The organism is Glycomyces luteolus, from assembly GCF_027622875.1.
GTDB lineage: Bacteria > Actinomycetota > Actinomycetes > Mycobacteriales > Micromonosporaceae > Glycomyces > Glycomyces luteolus.
Genome location: NZ_JAPZVP010000014.1, coordinates 24,338 through 44,375, shown reverse-complemented (window position 1 = coordinate 44,375; position 20,038 = coordinate 24,338). Strand labels below are relative to the sequence as shown.

The following is a 20,038-nucleotide window of genomic DNA, read 5'->3' as shown; positions in this document are numbered from 1 at the left end:
CCATGATCCACCTCGCAGGCGACTCCACCGTCGCCCCCACCGACGGCGGCGCCACCTCCGGCCACGCCGACCTGCCGCTCCTCGGCTGGGGGGACGAACTCGCCGCGTTCCTCCAAGAGCCGGTAAGCAACCGCGCCTTCGGCGGCGCCACCACGAAGACCTTCCGCGAGCAGGGCAACTGGAAGCTCATCATCGACGATCTCCAGGCGGGCGACACCGTCGTCTTCGGCTTCGGCCACAACGACCAGAAGGAACCCGACGAGCTCGCGGCCGAAGGCGGCTACCGCGAACGCCTCACCGCCTTCATCGAAGAGGTCCGCAGTGCGGGCTCCAGACCCGTCCTCACCACCAGCGTCGAGCGCCGCATGTTCACCCCCGAAGGGACACTGCGGTACTCGCACGGCCCCTACCCGGCCGAGGTCCGCCGCCTCGGGCACGAACTCGACGTCCCCGTCATCGACCTCAACGCCTTCACCCGCTGGCTCTACACCTGGCTCGGCCAGGACGAGTCCGCCGCGCTCTTCGTCCACGGCGCCGCCGCCGCGCGCGGCATCGACGTCAGCGCCGACCTCAAGAAGGACAACACCCACTACACGACCGCCGGAGCCGCCGCCGTCGCCCGATACGTGGCCGAAGCACTCCGCGCGCTCGACGGCGACGGCACCGACGCCGTACCCGCCGGGCTCGAGATGGTCCGCATGTGAACATGTAGCGCATCCGCTGGCCCGGCCTTCGGACCTCGAAGGCCGGGTCGCGGAAGGCCCTGTCGGCGTAGCACACCGCGACGACGGGATGGTGCTCGCGAGCACTGTGGACGGCCCTCCCCATCGGCGATCACTGCCTGAACGCTCTTGAGAGGGGGCGCTGGCAGCGTTCATCCCCACCAGTTCTAACCCGATCACCGACGTCTTTAGGGGCCCCGGTCCCGTTTCACTGGCGGTTAGAGCGGGCAGCGACGAGGAGGTGGACGGGCGGGGTTGGTTCGTCGGTGGCGGGTTGACATGCGTTGGGGTGCAGGGGCTCTGGTGGAACTGGGGGCACGGCCGGGGCGCCGAATGTGAGGGTTTTCCCTGCGTGTGGGTGATGACGGCGGGGTCTGTAGTGGGGATAATTGAGAGTACGTACAGGGATACGGAATCCGTGTAGGTGAACGATATGGTGGTAAGCAGACTACGACATAAGCCTCTGGCCATATGCCTGCATTGCACGGACGTTGAGATCGGTGTCGGAGCCATGAGGAGCTCCGGCGTCACTTGGCCACGGCCCTTTGCGATGAGCTGTTGAACTGTCCTGGCAGGGACAGGGACACGGCATGCACCCCCCGGACCGGGGCGAGACCCGGGACGGACAGCGGCAGGCGCTTGAACGGTGCCTGCCGGCAGGTCCAGGCCCGATCAGACGATCAGGAGCCAAGGGCCAAGGAAGCAGAGGCCAGCGGCCCCCGATCTGCAAGTGGGAGTGAGGGTCTGGAGGCCAGCGCCCCGATGTGCAAGAGGGGCAAAGGCTCAGAGGCCAGTGCCCTGAAATGCAAGAGGGGCAAAGGCTTGGAGGCCGGTGCCCCGAAATGTCTCGGCGGCAGGGGTCTGGCGGCTGGTGCCTGCGAAGGAAGGTCAGGGCCGCTGATCGAAGGCTCAGGCGAAAGCCGAAGCCTGAATCGGAAGCCTAGGCCAGGGAGGCCGAGGCGCGGGAAGCGCGAGGAGCAGCGGGAAGGAGGCGAGAAGGACATGACGACCACGACCATGCGCACGGCCCGCACCGCAGCCGCGACCGAGGCGACGCCCGCCGCTGACGGCTCCCGCATCGCCTCCCGCTTTGTCGCTCCGCCGTCCACCACCGTCGCTGCGGCTTCGAGCCGGACTCACCCGGTCGCTTCGGCACCGGCACGAATCCGCCCGGCCCGGCCGGTAGCGGCAACCGGCCCCGCCCGGCCCGCATCGCCTGCCGGGTGGCGGCGACCGGCCCCACCCCGGCGACGCACCCCCGAGCAACCGCTCACCCCTCCATCGCTGCCCGCCTGAACCGTGTGCCGAAAACAACCCGGCCCCGGCTAGCCACCCCGAGCGAACGCCCACCCCTCCATCGCTGCCCGCCTGAACCGCACGCCAAAGACAACCCGGCCCCGACCGGCGGCCCCAGGCGAACTCCCGTCCCTCCATCACCGCCCGTTTGAAGTCGGCCCGAAGGTGACCCGGCCCCCGGCCAGCCACCCCGAGCAACCTCTCGCCACTCCGTCGCTGCCCGCTTGAAGCTAACGAGTAAATAAGGCCGGCCCCGGTCTATTCATTGAGCAGCTTCTTCATCTGGGCCGTCCATTCCTCAGCCAGCCTGCGGCCGTTGGGGAACTGGTCTCCGGGGTCCCAGCGCCAGGCGATGATCATGGCGAGCATCAGGATTCGGGACTGGCGCAACAGGTCGTGGTCGACGCCCGGGTAGTGGTCGGCGACAGGTTCCGGAGCGTGGGCGAGGTCGAATTCGATGGGACCTCTGCAGCAGGTCTCGAAGTCGATGAACAGCGGCCCGTGATTCGTGGCGAGCAGGTTCCCCGGGTGCGGTTCGCCGTGCAGCAGTTGGTCCTTGCCGCGTTCGGCAACTTCCCGCCCCAGGTTGCGCAGGGTGTCGGCGAGCAGTTCCCGGTCCGGCTCGGGGAGTGCCGGGCTGCATTCGCGGTCAGACAGGATCTGCCGCGCTTCGTTGACGCGGTCAATGAAGTGGGGTGCGGCGATCCGGACATCGCGCATGCCGATATGCAGTCGTTCAAGCGCTTCGGCGTAGTCCGCAGGGGCGACCGTTCCTCTGCCCTCGTAGTAGGTCCACAGTGTCACCGTGAATCCGTCGCGTTGGTGGACGACCGGCGGCACTCGCGGATCGAGTGCCGCCACGGGACTGCCGGACGCCGCGAGGTTCTGGGCGAGGTCGATTTCGAACTGGGAGACCTGTTCGGCAATCGGCGCAACCCTGGCCATCGCGTCGCTTGGCAAGAGCCGCAGCGCGAGTTTGTTGGAGTTGTTCAGGACGATCGCGTCGTCGGCATGAAGTCCGAGGGACCCGGCGACCGACTTGGCCGCGGCCACCGCCCGCTCGAGCGCTGTTGCCTCCATCGTCGCCGAACCCCTCTTCCTCTGCGGTCTATCGCCTCCGCTGCACGGTGAGCACGTCGGAGGTGTTGCCCGCGTGGTCGGTCGCGCGGGCCTCGACGACATCGTACGGGCGGAACCGGATCGGGTTCGAGTACGTTTTCCATTCGCCGCCGTTGACCCGGTATTGGATCGCGGCGGCACCGGAGCCTTCGCCGGTGGCCGCGAACGCCAATCGGGTCTTGGCGGGCGAGGTCCAGGCGTAGGCGAGCTCGGGTGCGGTCGTGTCGGCGTCGGAGGAGGTAGGCTCCGGTGCCTTGGATCTCGGTGACCAGCTGGTCAGCGCCGCCTGCGCGGGTCCTCGGAAGGGTTGGCGTACAAGGGCGGGCGGCCGTGTTCGATCGCTTCGGGGCGCAGTTCGTAGTGCCAGGGCTCGTTGGCGTAGATCTGGCAGAGGCCCTACGGTCGGCCTCCTAGGCGACGGGAAAGTCGAAGTACGTGTCCGGGAAGGGCTCGTGCTTCAGCGTGTAGTGCCACCACTCCCATTGGTACGCGGCGAACCCGCAGTCCTCCATGATGGATCGGAGAAGCATCCGGTTCGCGGCCTCGCCGCGCGTGAGTCCCTTCGCCCCGTGGTGTGAAACCGGGTCCATCAGGTCGTGGTGGCCACCCATGGGGAGGGGTGCGCCGGTGTCGGGACGGCAGAGCGTCAGGTCGACGGTGCTCCCTCGGCTGTGACCTGATTTCGGTGCCACGTAGTGTTTCGCGACCATCTCGGAACGCTCGATGTTCGGGTAGTGGCTCGCCTTCGTGCGGCCGTCCTCCGGCATCGCCGCCCAGCGCAGGAAGTGGTCGACGGCGCGCTGCGGCCGGTAGGCGTCCCAGAGGAGCAGGCCGAGGCCAACGGCCTCCGCTTTGCCCTGCGCCTCAAGCAGAGCGGCGCACAGGGCTCGCGTGCCGATGACGCGGTCGGTCAGGTAGCCGTCGACGGGGGCGCCGGTGAAGTTGTCGGCGGTGGCGTACTTCGCGTCCCAGCGTATGCCGGGCGCCAGGTCGTCCACGTAGGCGAAGTCATCGCGCAACGGCCGTTCCCTCCAGTGCCAGTGCGATCATCCGGTCGAGCACCTCAGCGAGCGGCAGTCCCGAGGCCGCCATCATTCTCGGATAGCGGCTGTAGGAGGTCAAGCCGGGCATGGTGTTGACCTCGTTGAGGACAACGGTGCCGTCCTCCTTGAGGAACAGGTCCACCCGCGAGAGGCGCCCGACAGCCGAGGGCGCGGTAGATCGCCTCCGCCGTCTCCTGGACGAGCGCCCGCGACTCGGCGGGGATGTCGGCGGGGACGATGAACGTGGAGTTCTCGGAACCGGACTGGGGCGCGTCCTCCTGGTGGATCCTGAAGAAGCCGTGGGAGAGTGCGACCCGGTCCACCTCCCTTGTCTGGTCCGGCGGTCGGCGTAGAAGATCCCCTCCTCGCCTTCGAGCACGTCCAGCGCCGCGCCGCCGAGCCTGCCGCTCTCCAGGGCCGAGACCAGGGCCTCGGTGTCGATGAGGGCGCCGCGCCCGGTACGCCGCCGCCCGGGCCGACATCGTGCTCGCGGTCGGCGCAGCCGCCACGCCAATCGCCGACGGCGCGGGCGCACGCGCCGTCGCCTTGCGCGGCAACGGATCAGCTGTCGCCCGACTCTGCGGACTCTTCGCCCCCGGCGACATCGTCCTGGTCAAAGCCTCCCGCGAAGCCCGCCTCGACGAGGTGGTCGATGCCGTAGCCGCCGAGGAGTCCCAGTGAGACCCGCAGAGGGGCCTGGGCCACGTTGACCGCCTCGCGGATCTGGGCGGCCAGGGCCATGCGGCCGTCATCGAAGAGGGCGGTGCGCATGAAGGTGAAGGCGCGCAGGCGCCCGTACCGGTCCACTGTGGCGCGGCAGAGCCTGCCGGAGGAGTACGCCTCGCGCCGATAGGCGTCGCCTCTGCCCTTGCCCGAGCCGATCTCGGGGAAGTCGTCGTACTGGCCGAGCTCCTTCGCGCGGCGCCAGCGCTGCTTCTCGGCCGCCACCCAGGCGCGTACGAGGCACATGCCGAGCGTCCGGCCGCCGACGCGCTCGACCCCGCGGAGGAGTTCGAGCTCGCGCAGCGTGCCGTCGAGGTTGATCGTCACCTTCACGGCGTTGTGCGGGTCAGAGCCGGTGAACTCGGCGGTCGGCTCCACGATCTCGTCGGCCCGGTCCAGGAAGGCCGGCTCGAGCTTGGCGATCTCGCGGATGACGAGGTGCCGTGCGGTGAGCACCTGGCGCACGCTCATGCCGCCGCTGGAGGATCCTTCTACAGTGGAGCGAATGACGCGCCTGACGCCGCCCGCGTACTGCGGGTGGCGCTCGCCGACGCGCTCGACCAGTTCGAGCACCTGCTCCCGGGACGGGTGCCTGCCGAAGTGGTGTGCGAGCGCGGTCTCGAACACGCGGCGCACCAGAGCGTGGTAGGCGAATCGCTCCTTCTCGGGGAGTTCGCGGTAGGCGATGCGGGCCTCGCGGCTGCCGGTCCGGATGTAGGTGACGAGCGCCCTCGGGCCGGGCACTGGTGGGGTCATCGCGGTCCTTGTCCTGGGCGGGTCATCGAAACCCGCCCAGTTTACAAAGCGACCACAATTCCAAAATGGACGTTACGGGACGGTGTACCCGGCGGCGCGGACGAGTTCGTACCATTCGGGGCGCGTCAGCGGGATGTCGGAGCCCTGGGCCGAGGCGGCCACGCGCTCGGGGTTGGTGGTGCCGATGACGACCTGCATCTGCGCCGGGTGGCGGGTGATCCAGGCGACGGCGATCGCGATCGGCGGGACGCCGTACTTCGCGGCGAGCCGGTCGATCACGGCGTTCAGCTCCGGGTAGCGCTCGGAGCCGAGGAACGGACCGTCGAAGAAGCCCGCCTGGAACGGCGACCACGCCTGGAGGGTGATGCCGTGCAGGCGGCAGTAGTCGACGATGCCGTCGTCGCGGGACACGGACTGGTCGAGGCCCTGCATGTTCGCGGCCACGCCCTGGGCGATCAAGGGCGCGTGGGTGATCGAGAGCTGCACCTGGTTCGCCACGATCGGCTGGTTCACGTACTTGCGCAGCAGGTCCATCTGGCGGGCGGTGTGGTTCGAAACGCCGAACGCGCGCACCTTGCCGGCGGCGGACAGGTCGTCGAACGCGCGGGCGACCTCCTCGGGCTCGACCAGGGCGTCGGGGCGGTGCAGCAGCAGGATGTCGAGGTAGTCGGTGTCCAGCGCGGCCAGGGACTCGTCCACGGACTCGACGATGTGCTCGTAGGAGAAGTCGAAGTACGGGCCGGGGTGCATGATGCCGGTCTTGGTCTGGATGACCAGGCGCTCGCGCTCGGAGGGCGTGAGCTGCATGGCCTCGGCGAAGCGGCGCTCGCAGCCGTGGCGGCCGCTGCCGTAGAGGTCGGCGTGGTCCAGGAACGTGATCCCCGCGTCGGTCGCGGTCTTGAGGAGGGTGCGCACCTCCTCGTCGGTCTTCTCCTGGATGCGCATCAGGCCGAGCACCACGTTCGGTGCGGTGATGTCGGTGCCGGGCATGGTGAAGGTCTTCATCGGTCTCTCCTCGCCGGAGCTGGGAACGCGAAGCCCCAGGTGGGCCCGCCTCGCCCATGCTAGGGACCGCTAATCTAGAAGTCCAACAACTGGTCATTCTAGGATTGAGAAGCACGGGGCATCATTCATGGATCTGCGGCAGATGGAGTACCTGGTCGCGCTGGCGGATGAGAGGCACTTCACTCGCGCCGCCGAACTCACCGGCATCTCGCAGTCCGGCCTGTCCGCGGCGATCCGCGGGCTCGAAGAGGAACTGGGCACGAGCCTGTTCATCAGGACCACCCGGCGGGTCGAGCCGACCGAGGCCGGGTTCGCGCTGCTGCCGTTCGCCAGGGCGATGCTGGAGCAGGCGGCGGGCGCGCGCGACGCGGTCGTCAAGGCCAGCCGCGACCTCGCCGGGACGCTGCGGATCGGCGCCGAGCAGTGCCTCGGCCTGGTCGACATCGCGGCGCTGCTCGACCGCTTCCACCGGCGGCACCCGCGCGTCGAGACGCACTTCGTGCAGTCCGGTTCGCACGACCTGCTCGGGCTGCTGCGCGCCGGAGCGCTCGACGTCGCCTTCGTCGCCACCGATCGGCACCTGAGCGGGTTGCCGCGCTTGGAGATCGGCCGTGAACCGCTGCTCGCGCTGCTGCCCCACGACCACCCGCTGGCGAACCGCGCCTCGGTGCGGTGGGAGGCGCTGGCCGACGAGTCGTTCATCGACTTCGGACCGGCGTGGGGCGTGCGGACCTTGAACGACGACGCGTTCGCCGCGCGCGGCGTGCACCGCCGCGTCCGCTGCTCGGTCAACGACGTCCACACCCTGCTGGATCTGGTGTGCCGAGGGCTCGGCATCGCGGTGGTGCCGCGGCACGTGGCCGCCAAACCGCAGGCGAGCGGGCTGCGGGCCCTGCCGATCGCGGCCGAGGACGCACCTGAGTGGACGGTCTCGGCGGTGTCCTCCGGCCGGGACCGGGCCGACTCCCCCGCCGCTCACCTCCTCGACCTGGTCAAGGAGCCGCGCGGCTAGGTGCTATCGGTGGTCAGGACTCGGCGGTGAACCGCTTCGTGATGTCCGCGATCACCGGCCGCGCCACGACCCAGAGCATGGTCGCGAACGCCCAGGCGAGCAGGAGCATCACGGCTTCCGACGTCAGGAGCACGGCGGCGGTCGCCACGATGAGCAGCGAGAGCATGCCCAGAGAAGACTTCCAGGAGAGGAAGAACTCCGCTGCCGCCACCCGCAGCACGTCACGGAAGCGGAACGAGAAGAACGAGGACACCACCAGCAGGTGCCCCGACCACACGGCGAGCACTGCCAAGAGCACCGCGCACACCGGCCGCAGGAACCCGCCCCCGGCGACCTGCCCCGCGAAGAGCACGTTGACCGCGAGCACCGTCGCGAGCGCCAGCACCGGCACCGACCAGGCCAGCGTGTCGCGCAGGTTCATGCGGAGCCCGCGCAGCAGCGGGCGCGCCGGGCTCAGGTCGGGCTCCTTCGCCCACGCCCGCTGCGCGTACAGCGCCGCCGAGAGCGCGGGCGCCGCCGGCAGGAGCGCGGCGACGAACCACGCGACGTTGCCGGGGACCGGGGCGAGCAGCATCCACGCCAGCAGCGTCGGCAGCCCCGCGACCGCGAGGAACACCCCGAGGACGAGGTACCGGTAGACCGCGGCGGTGAACCGGGAGAGCACTCCCGGGCCGATCTCCCCCGCGTGCTGCTGCGTGCTCATGCTGCCGCCCCTTCCCTTGCCTTCACTAGCCCTTGACCGATCCAAGCATGACGCCCGAGACGAAGTACCGCTGGACGAAGGGGTAGATCGTCAGGATCGGGATGACGGTGAGGATCATCGTCACCGCCTGGATGTTCGCCGAGACCTGCGCGGTCGTGCTGCCCGCGGCCGCCGCCCCTTCGGACGCCGTCGTCGACGCCCCCGCGATGAGGTTGCGCAGGAACAGCGTGATGGGGAACAGCTCGCTCTTGTCGAGGTACAGGAACGCGGCGAACCAGTCGTTCCAGAACGCGACCGAGTAGAACAGCACCATCGTGGCGATCACGGCCTTCGACAGCGGCAGCACGATCCGGCCGAAGATGCCGTACCAGCCGAGCCCGTCGATCTGCGCGGCCTCCTCGAGCTCCTTCGGCAGGTTCTCGAAGAACGCCTTCATGACGAGCAGGTTGAACACCGAGATCGCGCCCGGGAGCACGAGGGCCCACATGGTGTTCTTCATGCCCAGCGCCGAGATCAGCACGTAGTTCGGTACGAGGCCGCCGTTGAAGAACATCGTGAACACGGCGATGCCGATGAGGACCTTGCGGCCCTTCAGGTGCGGCTTCGACAGCACGAACGCGTAGGTCGTGGTCAGGACCATGGCGATCGTCGTGCCGACCACGGTGTACAGCACCGTGTTGCCGTAGTTGCGCCAGAACATGTCGTTCGACATCACGGCGCCGTACGTGTCGAGGTTGAACCCGACCGGCCAGAAGCTCACTTGGCCGGCCTTGATCGCCCCGGAGGAGCTGAACGACTGGGCGAGCACCGTGATGAACGGGTACAGCATCCCCAGGCACAGCAGCACGAGCAAGGTCGCGTTGAACGCGCCGAAGACGCGCTCGCCCCTCGTCCGCTGCGTCGTTCGCGGCTTCACCGACGCCAGGTCGGTCGTGCGCACATCGGTCACCACAGGCTCGTTCCCGTCGTCCGCCGCGAGATCAGGTTCGCGGAAAGCACCATCACCAGGCCGATCAGCGCCTGGAACAGGCCGATCGCCGTCGCGTAACTGAGATTATTCGACACGAGGCCGACCCGGTAGAGGTAGGTCGAGATGACGTCGGCCGTCTCGTACGTCAGCGGGTTGTAGAGGAGGAAGACCTTCTCGAAGCCCACGTTGAGGAACATGCCGATGTTGAGGATCAGCAGTGTCACCATCGTGGGCCGGATGCCCGGCAGCGTGACGTGCCAGGTCTGGCGCCACCGGCCCGCGCCGTCGATCTTCGCCGCCTCGTACAGGGAGTCGTCGATCGAGGTGAGCGCCGCCAGGTAGAGGATCGTGCCCCAGCCGACGGTCTGCCACACTTCGGAACCCACGTAGATGAAGCGGAACCACTCGGCGCGCTGCAGGAACGGGATGCCCTCGCCACCGAAGGCGCCGATCACCTGGTTCACGGTGCCTTCCAGCGACAGGAGCTGCATGACCATGCCGACGATGATGACGATCGACAGGAAGTGCGGCAGGTACGAGATCGACTGCACGAGCTTCTTGAAGTACTGCTGCCGCACCTCGTTCAGCATGAGCGCCAGCACGATCGGGAGCGGGAAGCAGACCACCATGGTGAGGCTGCCGAGGACCGCCGTGTTCGTGAAGACATGCCAGAAGGACGGGTCCTGGATGAACATCTCGATGTAGCGCAGGCCGACCCATTCGTCGCCGAAGATGCTGCCGCCGGGGCGGAACCTCCGGAACGCGATGACGTTCCCGACCATCGGGCCGTACTTGAAGATCAGGAAGAAGATCAGCGGCACGATCGCCAGGGTGTAGAGCTGCCAGTCGCGTTTCAACGCGGTCTTCCAGCTCGTCTTGCGCTTGCGGGGCCGCGCCTTCGGCTTCGCCGTGGGCGGGCGCGGCGGCGCGGCGGGCGCCGCAGCACCCCCGCGGGCCTCGGCCCGCGGGGACTGCTCGTCTTGAGTGAGGGACATAGACACTCCCTCCCGTCCGCGCCGGGGCCGCGGCCCCGGCAGGCGGACTAGGAGTTCTCCTCCTCGAAGCGGTCGCGGGCGGTGTTGATGAGGTCGACATAAGCCTGGAGGCCGGCGGCCTCGAGCTCGCCGACGTAGGCGTCCCATTCGGCGATGTCGCGGTCGCCCATGATGAACTGCAGCGTGGCGGTGTCCACAGTGTCCTTCAGCGGGGTGGACATGAGCGAGGCCTGCTCCAGCTCCATCTCCTCGAGCGGGGCCGGCGGGTTCGGGTCGCGCGGCGTGCGGGTGGAGAGCACGGAGTCGATGTACTCCACGAACGAGGCCGCGTTGTAGGACTCCTTGAGCGCCCGGGACTCGGTCGAGTCGGCGAACACCGCGTTCGACCAGCCGAGGTCCTTCTGGATGTCGGTCGCCGCGCCGGGGTTGATGCCGTAGGCGTCGAGGCGGTACTCCGGCTTGAGGGTGATCTTGCCGGAGGCGTCCTTCGTGTAGGTCTCGTCGAGCACGCCCCAGCGGAGCAGCTCGCGGGCCTCCTGGTTGTAGTAGAGCCAGTCGAGGAACTGCAGGATGGCGACGAAGTTCTCCGAGTCCGCGATCTCCGCGTTCAGCATGAAGCCGTTCCAGAAGTTGCGCGGCTCGCAGATCTGGCCGGCCGGGCCGCCGGGCGGGGCGATCTGCAGGATCTCGTAGTTGCCTTCGCCGACGGTCTCGTTGAGGGCCGTCGCGAACTCGATGGCGGTGCCGGCCGAGCCGGACGCCGCGAACACGAGGTTGGCCGCGACCTTCTCGGTCACGCTGCCGCCGCCGGAGCCGTCGTTCGCCGCGGTCATCGAGTCGGTGTCGAGCAGGCCGTCCTCGACGAGGCCGCGGAAGTACTCGACCATCTGCTTGTAGCCGTCGGTCGCGGCGGTGTACACGAGGCCGCCGGAGCCGTCGTCGATCATGCCGCTGCCGAAGCCCCAGCCCGCCTGCGCGCCGAACGCGTGGGCGGCGTAGTTCAGCATCGAGGCGCCCTCGAAACCGTCCGCGAGCGGCTTGGAGTCGGGGTACTCGGCCTTGATCTTGACCAACGCCGCGCGCATCTCGTCCCAGGTCTGGGGGATGCCGCCGGCGACGGTCTCGAAGACGTCCTTGCGGATGACGAGGGTGAACACGGGCACCGACACCTCTTGGAGGCCCGGCAGCATGTAGTACTTGCCGTCGGCCTGCTTCAGGTTCTCGATCATCTCGCCCAGGTCCCACTCCTCCACGTACTTCTGGAAGTTGGGCATGTGCTCGACATAGTCGCTCATCGGCAGGATCGCGCCCGAGGAGACGAACGAGTTCTCCTCACCGGTGTAGACCAGCGGGATGACCGTGGGCGCGTCGCCCGCGCTGATCAGGAGACTGCGCTTCTCGGTCGCGTCGCTGAACGGGATGTTCGTGACCTCGAGCTTGACGTTGGTGCGCTTCTCGATCTCCTTGAAGAACTGCCACTTGTCGGTGATGGGAAGGTCGGGCCAGTCCGTCCAGAGCACGGAGAGGGTGAACGGTTCCGTGGCCTTGAACTGGGTGTCCGCCGCGAAGTTCTCCATCGCGCCCTTCGACTGGGCCTCGACGTCCAATTCGCCGCCGCCGTCGTCACTGCACGCCGCGAGCGCGGCCATGCCTGAAGCGGCGAGCGAGAATCCGATGACTCCGCGGCGGGTGGCTCCGATGGGCGTCCGCCCGAACACACCTGACATGTCTCTCCTCCTTGAGGGATTGCCCAAAAAACCGCCCCTGCGGTCCGCTTCGGCGAGCGAGGGATTTCACTGCCGTACCGATCGAAACTTTCGGGGCTATTTCCGATAACTTCCAGAGCTTAGTTACCGCAAGCAGTGATGTCAATGAATCTCTTTTCGTGACCCATACAACACGTAGAGTGAGAATCGAGAGGCGGTGGGCAATGCGGAGGAACGGCGGCAAACATGTCTATGCGACCGCGATTCCCCCAGGCAGCGCCGGTTTTTTCGGCTGCCCTCGCCCGCTTTCCCGGAAAGCTCGCCTTTCGCGTCGATTCACCGGTTCCCCGCCGAATGCCCCGTCCGCGGCAAGCCTTATCCACGTCGACTCAGGCCAGGAAGCGACCGGAACTTTCAAAGATCCGTTGGCCCTGCGTGATCTGCAACCTGATCGATATCTTCGCTTGACAAATTTCCTGAGTCGAGTCATAATTGAGTCAACTCGGCAGATCGTCGAGATCGCAGAGGAGACATCATGCACACGCAAGACCGCGGCGAATCCGTCATCACGTCCTACGCCCAGGCGCCCGCCCGCACCGTCACCGCCGGGGGCGTCGACTACGCCTACCGCGAGCTGGGACCGAAGGGCGGCATCCCGGTCGTCTTCTTCGTCCACCTCGCCGCGACCCTCGACAACTGGGACCCGCGCATCGTCGACCCGATCGCGCGGCACCGACACGTGATCACCTTCGACCAGCCCGGCGTCGGCGCCTCCACCGGCACGGTGCCGGACAGCGTCGAAGCGATGGCCGACGACGCCCTGGCGTTCATCGACGCCCTCGGCCACGACCGGATCGACGTCTTCTCCTTCTCGCTCGGCGGGATGGTCGCCCAGGCGCTCGTGGTCAAGCGGCCCGAACTCGTGCGCAAGCTCGTCCTCACCGGCACCGGCCCGAAGGGCGGCAAGGACATCGACAAGGTCGCCGGCGTCACCTACTACGACATCCTGCGGGCCGCGTTGACGCGTTCGGACCCGAAGGAGTTCCTGTTCTTCAACCGCAACGCCGCCGGCAAGTCCGCCGGGAAGGCGTTCGTCAAGCGCCTCGAAGAGCGCACCGAGGACCGCGACGCGCCCATCAAGCTGCGGGCGATGCAGACGCAGCTCAAGGCCATCAAGCGGTGGGGCCGCGGCGCGCCCGACGACCTGTCGGCGTTCACGCAGCCGACCCTGATCGCCAACGGCGACAACGACCGCATGGTGCCCAGCGTCCTCTCCGAGGACCTGCACCGCCGCATCAAGGAGTCCGAGCTGATCATCTACAGCGACTCCGGTCACGGCGGGATCTTCCAGCACCACCGGGAGTTCGCGCCCGTCGCCGTGCGGTTCCTCGGCGAAGACCGATAGGAGGCGGCACGATGCCGCACACACTGCGCTACACCAAGAAGCCGCTCGTGTCGTCGATCCCGCTGTGGGTCCGCACCGACCGTCCGCGCCGAGAGGGCATGGACTACTGGAAGGGCCCGCACTCGGGGATCATCAGCGCCACACCGGGACTGGAGGAGTACCGCCAGATCCACCTGGCCGAGGCGAACCGCGGGCTGTGGCCCGCCACCGACGGCGTCGAGACGGCCATCCCGCCCGATCGCCGGATCGACGGCCTCGCCGAGGTCACGATGAAGTCGCTGCTCTCACCGCTCTCCGGCCGGAAGCAGACGAAGCTCGCCTACGCGGACGAGGTGAACGTCTTCCGCCGCACACTGCTGTATCTGGGACCGCCGAACTCGGCCCGCTGGTACGACGTCGCCGCGCCTGGCCGGCAACCCCGTTCCCGGGCCCTGATCTACCTCCGCAGACGTGAAGGCGTGAGCACCGCCCGGTTCCGCAGGCACTTCAGCGAAACGCTCGTGCCCGCGCTCGCGGGCGCCGGCGAGCTGTCGGAACTGCGGACGCAGGTGTTCATGCCCTGGAGCGAGAGGCTCTGGAACACACCGAGCGTGGCGCACGACAACCCGGTCGAAGCGCGGTTCCACGCCTCGCTGGTCCTGGGCTTCACCGACGAGGAGGCGCGCCGGGCGTTCTTCGCGAGTGACGCGGTCGCGAGGGCCTCGGCCGGGCTCGCCGTGTTCGCCTCCGCCGTCCACGCCTACGACGTGGCCGAGGCGCTCACCTTCGTGCAGGGCGGCAGGATCCTTCCGCACCATCTGCGGTGACCGGCTGCCGTGGAAGAATGCGCGGTGGCGCCGCCGCGCCCACACCAACGCAGCCATGCCCCTCAGCGGGCATGGCCGGCATCGATCGCGAAGGAGACGTTATGTCCACCGCCCCCCAGCGGGTCGGACGGCGTGAGCGGAACAAGCAGGAGAAGCTCGACCGCATCACCGCCGCCGCACGCGAACTGTTCGCCGAGCACGGCGTCGACGAGGTCACCACCCAGCAGGTGGCCGAGCGTGCCGACATCGGGACCGGCACGCTGTTCCTCTACGCGAAGACCAAGGGCGATCTGCTGCTGCTCGCCCAGAACTCCTCGTACGCCGACGCCCTCGAGCGGGGCAGGGCCGCCGCCGAGGCCGCCGCGGACACGCTCGAGGCGGTCATGGCCGTCGTCCGCCCGGTCGTCGAATGCAACCGCAAGCAGGTCGACAACGGCCGCACCTACCTGCGGGAGATGGTGTTCGGCGACCCCGAGGAGCCCAACCGCCGCGCCGCCCTCGAGCTCGCCTTCCAGACCGAGGAGGCGATCGCCGCCGCGCTCGCACGGGACCCGCGCATCGAATCCGGCACCGCTCCCGTCCTCGCCCACGTCGTCTCCGCCGTCATGTTCCTCAGCATGGCCGCCGCCGTCAACATCGACCGCAGCGTCGAGGAGGTCCTCCAGGAGATCGGCGACCAGGTCCGGACCCTCCTGCCGCGCTGACGCTGTCGCAAACCCGACTGGCGCGCAACCGCTTCGGGGACCCCGATTGTCGGTGCCGGCCTGGATGATGGGCCCCGCTGGTGTCGGCGGTCTCGGGAGGTCGGATGCGAAGCAGAGCGGGCTGGCTGGCGCGGTTGGTGCCGCGTCAGCGGCGAAACGGCGAGCGCGAGGCGGCGGCCACCGCCGCGGCGCTTCCCGAACTGGAGGACATCGCCTGGTACCGCCACGCGGAGGACGCCGAGACGGCGTCGTTCTGGCGCATGGCGCGGCAGCTGCCCGGCCTGGTGGCGCGGGCGCTGCGGACCGCCTGGACCGCTTCCCGGGGATGGACCGTGGCGGCGATCGGCCTCAACGTGATCGCCGGGGTCGCGACCACCACGGCGCTCCTCGCGGTCTCGGACGCCACCGCGACCCTGTTCGCGGCACCGCCCACATGGGAACGCGTGCTCGCCGCGGGCCCCGCGCTGGGGCTGCTGGTCGGCGCGACTGCGGCCCGCGCGGGCCTGGGCATCGGCGCCGGGTTCGCGCAGTCGCGGCTGAACCCGCTGGTGCTCAACCGGACCGAACGCGAGTTCTACCGCCTCATCACCGAAGTGCCGCGCTCGGCGTTCGACGACGACACCTTCGCCGACCGCCTGAAGGCCGCGAAGGACCGCGGCTCGCGCGCGGTCGTCGACCTCGTCGGCGACGTCGTCGACCTGGTGACGGCGGCGGTCACCGTCACCGCGGTGGCGGCCGCGCTCGCGGTCATCGAGCCGGTCCTGATCCCGCTGCTGTTCGCCGCGGCGCTCCCCACGGGCTGGGCCGCGGTCCGCTCAGCGCGGCTCATGTACGTCTCGAACCGCTCGCGGGTGTCGCGACGCCGTCGACTGTGGATGGTCGAGTGGCTCATGGACAACCGCTGGACGGCCGACGACCAGCGCTACCACGAGGCGGGCCCGTGGCTGCGCGGCCAGCACCAGGTCATGGTCGACCAGGAGACCCGCGCGGACTTCGACGTGATCCGCTCGCAGACGCTCACGCGAGCGCTCGGCCAGATCGTCGCGGGGATCGCCGTGGCCTGCGTCTACGGGGTGCTCCTGTGGATGCTCGCCGCCGGTACCGTGCCGCTCGCCGTCGCCGCCGCCGCGGTCGTGGCGATCGGGCAGGGCCGTGCCGGGATGGAAAGCCTCCTCGTCGCCGTGAACACCGTCTATGAGGACGGCCTGTACGCGGCCGACCGGCACGAGTTCGACGCCATCGCGGCCGAACGCATCGCCGCGCAACCGCACCTCGCCGATCCCGCCCCGACCGGTGCGGGCCCGCTGCCGGTGCCCGAGGTGATCGAACTGGTCGACGTCTCGTTCCGCTACCCCGGCAAGGACACCGACGCGGTCATCGGCGTGAACCTGGTGATCGAACGCGGTCGAACCTTGGCGCTCGTGGGCGAGAACGGCTCGGGGAAGACGACCGTGGCGAAGCTGCTCTCCGGTCTGTACACGCCCACCTCGGGGCGGATCCTGTGGGACGGCGTCGACATCACCCGCATCGATCCCGCGCGGTGGCGCTGCCACGTCGCCGTGATCGCCCAGCAGGTGCAGCGGTGGCCGTTCACCGCGGAGCTCTCGGTCCGGCTCGGACGGTCCACCGCGCCGGCCGACCGCGAACGGCTCGTCGCCGCCGCGCGCGACGCGGGCGCGCTCGACATGATCGAGGGCTTCGAACACGGCTGGAACCAGCTGCTGGACACCGAGTTCCGCGGCGGCACCGACCTCAGCGGCGGCCAATGGCAGCGGCTCTCCTCGGCCCGCGGCCTCTACCGCGACCACGGCGGGCTGCTCGTCGCCGACGAGCCTTCGGCCGCACTCGACGCCCGCGCCGAGGCGCTGCTGTTCGACACGCTGCGCGCCCGCGCGGGAGCCGCCTCGACCGTGCTCATCTCGCACCGGCTCCAGGGCGTGGTCCACGCCGACACCATCGCGGTCCTGGACGAGGGCAAGCTCATCGAACTCGGCCCGCACCGGGAGCTGGTCGCCGCGGGCGGCGTCTACGCCGACCTGTGGCGACTGCAGTCGCGCTCGTACGCGGCACCGGAATGAACTCGGCTCAGGCGGAGGATTCGCGGAGTTTGAGTTCAAACGGGGCGGTGAACTGGCGCGGGGGGACGGCGGGGTCGGCGATGCGGGCGAGGATGAGGTCGACGGCCTTGGCCGCGATCCACCCGTGGTCGGGGGCGACCGTCGACAGCGCGGGGATGAACTGCGCGGCGACGGGAATGTCGTCGAAGCCGATCACGCGCACGTCGTCGGGGACCGAGACGCCCCCGTCCCGCAAGCCGCGCAGCACGCCGACCGCGACCGAGTCGCTGAACACCACGACCCCGTCGACGCCGAGACCGGAGGCCGCGATGCGCCTCCCCGCGTCGCGCGCGCCCTCCCACGAGAACGAATCGAGCACGAACCTCAGTTCCGGATCGGGCCGCAGGCCGCGGTCCTCGAGCGCCGAACGGTAGCCGTTGTAGCGCCGCGTGACCATGTTCAGGCGGTCGAGGCTCGATCCGGTCACGACCGCGATCCGCTCGCAGCCCTGGTCGATCAAGTGCGCCGTGGCCGCGGCGGTGCCGGTCTCGTTCGGCAGCATGATGTGGTCGAACCGGCCGCCGCCGCCCTGCTCGCCGAACATGACGATCGGGAAACCGACGGCCGACAGCAGGGGCAGCTCGGGGTCGAGCTCGACCGCCGAGAGGAAGAGCCCGTCGAGCTGAAGCCAGCGCGACTGCGCGACGGCGGCGGCCTCGCCGTCGGCGAGCGCGCCGGTCTCCCCGATCGTGACCTCGTAGCCGCGCCGGCGGGCCTCCTCGATGAGGAGGGAGCCGAGCATCCCGTAGTAGGGGTTGCCGACCTGGGGCACGGCCACGCCGATCACGCCGGTGCGTCCGGATCGGAGGCTGCGAGCGGTCAGGTTGACCTGGTAGCCCGATTCGCGGATTGCTTCGAGCACGCGTTCGCGGGCGGCGTCGCTGACTCTGACGCGGTTGTTGACGACGTTCGAGACGGTCATGGTCGAGACGCCCGCGAGGCGCGCCACGTCGCTCATGGTGACTGTCCTGCGCCGCACCGGTACTCCACTCCGTCGGTTCCTGGGCCGGGCGTCGCGGTGCCGAGGGGGCAGGGGTGTCCGCGGCGGGCCCTGGGGTACGAGTCTATCGACCTGCATCCGGTCTCCGCGTTGGTGAGGCCGGGGCGGGCGTGCATCATTTTATCGATTCATCGGCGCATTGATTCACTGACATCACTCTGGTTTCGGTTTTCGCCCTGATCTCAGTGAGCCACAAGCGCATTCAGACCCTCGACCAGCACTGAAACCGCCATCTGCCTGCGGAGGCGGAGCCGCTTGCGCGGTGGCGGATTCGCCGCTACGCTGAAACGGTTCAAATATCGATACAATCCGATATCTCGATATTTGTTCACCCGTAAAGACACCGCGGGGTTCGGGGGCCGTGCCGGAGCGCCCGGACCCCGCGGCCACACCCTGTGCCGAGCCAGGTTCACTCCTCCAAAGAGATTGGAGCGCTCATGCGCTGCTCCCCCATCCGATGGCTGCGCCGTTCAGCCGCCCTCCTTGCGGCCGCGGCGGTGGCCGCGGCAATCCTCGTATTCTCCCCCGCATCGGCGTCAGCCGCTCCCGACACCGCCTCCTGGTACGTCATCGAGTCGCGGTCCTCAGGACTCGTGTTCGAGATCGAAGGGGCCTCCACCGCGACCGGAGCCCGTCTGGTGCAGAACCACCGCACCGACGCGCAGAGCCAGCAGTTCCGGTTCGTCGACTCCGGCGGCGGCTACTACCGGATCCAGGCCCGCCACTCGGGCCAGGTGCTCGACGTGTGGGAGCAGAACCGCGCCGACGGCGCGACGATCGCGCAGTACACCGACCAGAACTCGACCAACCAGCAGTGGCAGGTCCAGGAGAGCGGCGGCTACGCCACGTTCATCAGCCGCTTCTCCGGCAAGGCGCTCGACGTCTGGGAGCGCTCGACGACCGCGGGCACCCGCATCAGCCAGTACACGCCCAATGGCGGCGCGAACCAGCAGTTCGAGCTGATCCCCGTCGAAGGCGAAGGGGAGCCCGGCGGCCTCGAAGGCTGCACCGGCACCTCGCCGATCACCTGCAGGTACAACGTGGCACCGGGGACCTACGACGTCACCGTGGTCCTGGGCGGGGCGCAGGCGGGATCCACTGTGGTCACGGCTGAGGCCCGGCGCACCATGCTCGGTACCACGGCCACCGCCGCCGGGCAGCAGGTGACCAAGCACTTCACCGTCAACGTGCGCAACCCAGAAGGCCAGCCCACCGGGTCCACCGGCAGCCAGGGACTCGACCTGTACTTCGGCGGATCGGCGCCGCGCCTGAGCAGCGTCACCGTTACGCCCGCGCGGCAGCCGCAGCTGTTCCTCGCCGGCGACTCCACCGTCTGCGACCAGTCCGTGCGCCCGTACACCGGCTGGGGCCAGCAGCTCCCGCAGTACTTCCACCAGGGCCTGTCGGTCGCGAACTATGCCGACTCGGGGGAGAGCTCCGGGTCGTTCCTGGCGAACTCGCAGCTGTTCCCGACCATGCGGCCGCTCATCCGGCCGGGCGACGTGGTGCTCATCCAGTTCGGGCACAACGACAAGCAGACGAACGCCGCGACCTTCCGCAGCAACCTCACCCGGCTGATCGACGGCGTCGAAGCGCAAGGGGGCGTCCCGGTCCTCGTCACGCCGATCGTCCGCCGCTCGTTCAACGGCGACGGCACACTGAACAACGGGACCGCCCTGCACGTCAACGGCGTCGGCGTGGACCTCCCCCGCGAGATGCGCAACCTGGCCCAGCAGCAGGGTGTGAAGCTCGTCGACCTCACCGCTCTCACGAAGCAGATGGTCGAGCAGCTCGGGCCGGAGCGCTCGAAGGCGCTGTTCCTCACCAATGAGGCGGGCGACAACACGCACACCTCGGAATACGGCGCCGACCAGTTCGCGCAGCTCGTCCGGGGCGAGCTGCGCAGCCAGGGCATCGTGCCCGCGGCCCTGTTCCGCTGACCGCCCGCGGCCGGGC

At 69.0% G+C, this 20,038-nt stretch carries 17 protein-coding genes and 3 pseudogenes; 7 read left to right on the top strand and 13 right to left on the bottom strand.

Going from position 1 to position 20,038, the window contains the following annotated elements:
* Window positions 1-2: 2 nt before the first annotated feature.
* The gene (locus O1R50_RS17315) at window positions 3-704 is read left to right on the top strand and encodes a GDSL-type esterase/lipase family protein (protein WP_270111388.1); all 702 of its coding nucleotides are present in this window, start codon (window positions 3-5) and stop codon (window positions 702-704) included.
* Window positions 705-2,276: 1,572 nt separating this feature from the next.
* On the opposite strand, the gene O1R50_RS17310 is transcribed toward O1R50_RS17315, so the two are convergent.
* From O1R50_RS17310 to O1R50_RS17280, 8 genes and pseudogenes are all read right to left on the bottom strand, one after another.
* A complete protein-coding gene (locus O1R50_RS17310; RefSeq protein ID WP_270111386.1) occupies window positions 2,277-3,098 on the bottom strand; it encodes a phosphotransferase enzyme family protein in 822 nt (273 codons plus the stop codon).
* A gap of 28 nt (window positions 3,099-3,126) precedes the next feature.
* Window positions 3,127-3,309 (bottom strand): OmpL47-type beta-barrel domain-containing protein, encoded by a 183-nt coding sequence (locus tag O1R50_RS17305; protein WP_270111385.1) that lies wholly within the window; start codon window positions 3,307-3,309, stop codon window positions 3,127-3,129.
* A gap of 104 nt (window positions 3,310-3,413) precedes the next feature.
* A pseudogene (locus O1R50_RS26405) lies at window positions 3,414-3,533 on the bottom strand (peptidase M15); the annotation flags it as partial.
* Window positions 3,534-3,547: 14 nt separating this feature from the next.
* Window positions 3,548-4,156 (bottom strand): D-Ala-D-Ala dipeptidase VanX, encoded by a 609-nt coding sequence (vanX, locus tag O1R50_RS17300; protein ID WP_270111384.1) that lies wholly within the window; start codon window positions 4,154-4,156, stop codon window positions 3,548-3,550.
* Window positions 4,146-4,506: pseudogene (locus O1R50_RS17295) on the bottom strand (D-alanine--(R)-lactate ligase); the annotation flags it as partial. The pseudogene O1R50_RS17295 and the gene vanX, both read right to left, overlap by 11 nt.
* Window positions 4,507-4,523: 17 nt before the next feature.
* Window positions 4,524-4,640 (bottom strand): annotated as a pseudogene (locus O1R50_RS17290) (NAD(P)-dependent oxidoreductase); the annotation flags it as partial.
* Between the two features lie 101 nt (window positions 4,641-4,741).
* Entirely contained in the window at window positions 4,742-5,659 is a 918-nt protein-coding gene (locus O1R50_RS17285) for a hypothetical protein (protein ID WP_270111383.1), read from the bottom strand.
* A gap of 72 nt (window positions 5,660-5,731) precedes the next feature.
* Window positions 5,732-6,664, bottom strand: coding sequence for an aldo/keto reductase (locus O1R50_RS17280; protein ID WP_270111382.1), 933 nt, complete (start codon window positions 6,662-6,664; stop codon window positions 5,732-5,734).
* Window positions 6,665-6,791: 127 nt separating this feature from the next.
* Here O1R50_RS17280 and O1R50_RS17275 point away from each other — a divergent pair, with 127 nt between their 5' ends.
* Window positions 6,792-7,676: a LysR family transcriptional regulator gene (locus O1R50_RS17275; protein ID WP_270111381.1), complete on the top strand. Its 885-nt coding sequence runs from the start codon at window positions 6,792-6,794 to the stop codon at window positions 7,674-7,676.
* 13 nt (window positions 7,677-7,689) lie between these two features.
* On the opposite strand, the gene O1R50_RS17270 is transcribed toward O1R50_RS17275, so the two are convergent.
* Genes O1R50_RS17270 through O1R50_RS17255 form a run of 4 tightly spaced genes read right to left on the bottom strand, consistent with a single transcriptional unit; the run spans window position 7,690 to window position 12,071 of the window.
* Window positions 7,690-8,379, bottom strand: coding sequence for a hypothetical protein (locus O1R50_RS17270; RefSeq protein WP_270111380.1), 690 nt, complete (start codon window positions 8,377-8,379; stop codon window positions 7,690-7,692).
* A gap of 25 nt (window positions 8,380-8,404) precedes the next feature.
* Window positions 8,405-9,331, bottom strand: a complete 927-nt coding sequence (locus O1R50_RS17265; protein WP_408612733.1) for a carbohydrate ABC transporter permease — start codon at window positions 9,329-9,331, stop codon at window positions 8,405-8,407.
* Complete coding sequence (locus tag O1R50_RS17260; RefSeq protein WP_270111378.1) at window positions 9,325-10,344, bottom strand: ABC transporter permease; 1,020 nt, start codon at window positions 10,342-10,344, stop codon at window positions 9,325-9,327. Before O1R50_RS17260 ends, O1R50_RS17265 begins: the two co-directional genes overlap by 7 nt.
* 47 nt (window positions 10,345-10,391) lie before the next feature.
* Window positions 10,392-12,071 carry an ABC transporter substrate-binding protein gene (locus O1R50_RS17255; protein WP_270111377.1) on the bottom strand — a complete coding sequence of 560 codons (1,680 nt, stop codon included), beginning with the start codon at window positions 12,069-12,071 and terminating at the stop codon, window positions 10,392-10,394.
* A 514-nt stretch (window positions 12,072-12,585) separates the two neighbouring features.
* On the opposite strand from O1R50_RS17255, the gene O1R50_RS17250 reads away from it, so the two are divergent.
* From O1R50_RS17250 to O1R50_RS17235, 4 genes are all read left to right on the top strand, one after another.
* Complete coding sequence (locus tag O1R50_RS17250; RefSeq protein ID WP_270111376.1) at window positions 12,586-13,455, top strand: alpha/beta fold hydrolase; 870 nt, start codon at window positions 12,586-12,588, stop codon at window positions 13,453-13,455.
* Between the two features lie 11 nt (window positions 13,456-13,466).
* Window positions 13,467-14,261: a hypothetical protein gene (locus O1R50_RS17245; protein ID WP_270111375.1), complete on the top strand. Its 795-nt coding sequence runs from the start codon at window positions 13,467-13,469 to the stop codon at window positions 14,259-14,261.
* 101 nt (window positions 14,262-14,362) lie between these two features.
* Window positions 14,363-14,965 carry a TetR/AcrR family transcriptional regulator gene (locus O1R50_RS17240; protein ID WP_270111374.1) on the top strand — a complete coding sequence of 201 codons (603 nt, stop codon included), beginning with the start codon at window positions 14,363-14,365 and terminating at the stop codon, window positions 14,963-14,965.
* Between the two features lie 104 nt (window positions 14,966-15,069).
* Window positions 15,070-17,043, top strand: coding sequence for an ABC transporter ATP-binding protein (locus tag O1R50_RS17235; RefSeq protein WP_270111373.1), 1,974 nt, complete (start codon window positions 15,070-15,072; stop codon window positions 17,041-17,043).
* 7 nt (window positions 17,044-17,050) lie between these two features.
* On the opposite strand, the gene O1R50_RS17230 is transcribed toward O1R50_RS17235, so the two are convergent.
* Entirely contained in the window at window positions 17,051-18,040 is a 990-nt protein-coding gene (locus O1R50_RS17230; RefSeq protein WP_270111372.1) for a LacI family DNA-binding transcriptional regulator, read from the bottom strand.
* A 479-nt stretch (window positions 18,041-18,519) separates the two neighbouring features.
* Between O1R50_RS17230 and O1R50_RS17225 the strand changes: the two genes are divergently transcribed.
* On the top strand, window positions 18,520-20,022 hold the full coding sequence (locus O1R50_RS17225; RefSeq protein WP_270111371.1) for an RICIN domain-containing protein: 1,503 nt from the start codon (window positions 18,520-18,522) through the stop codon (window positions 20,020-20,022).
* Window positions 20,023-20,038: the final 16 nt, after the last annotated feature.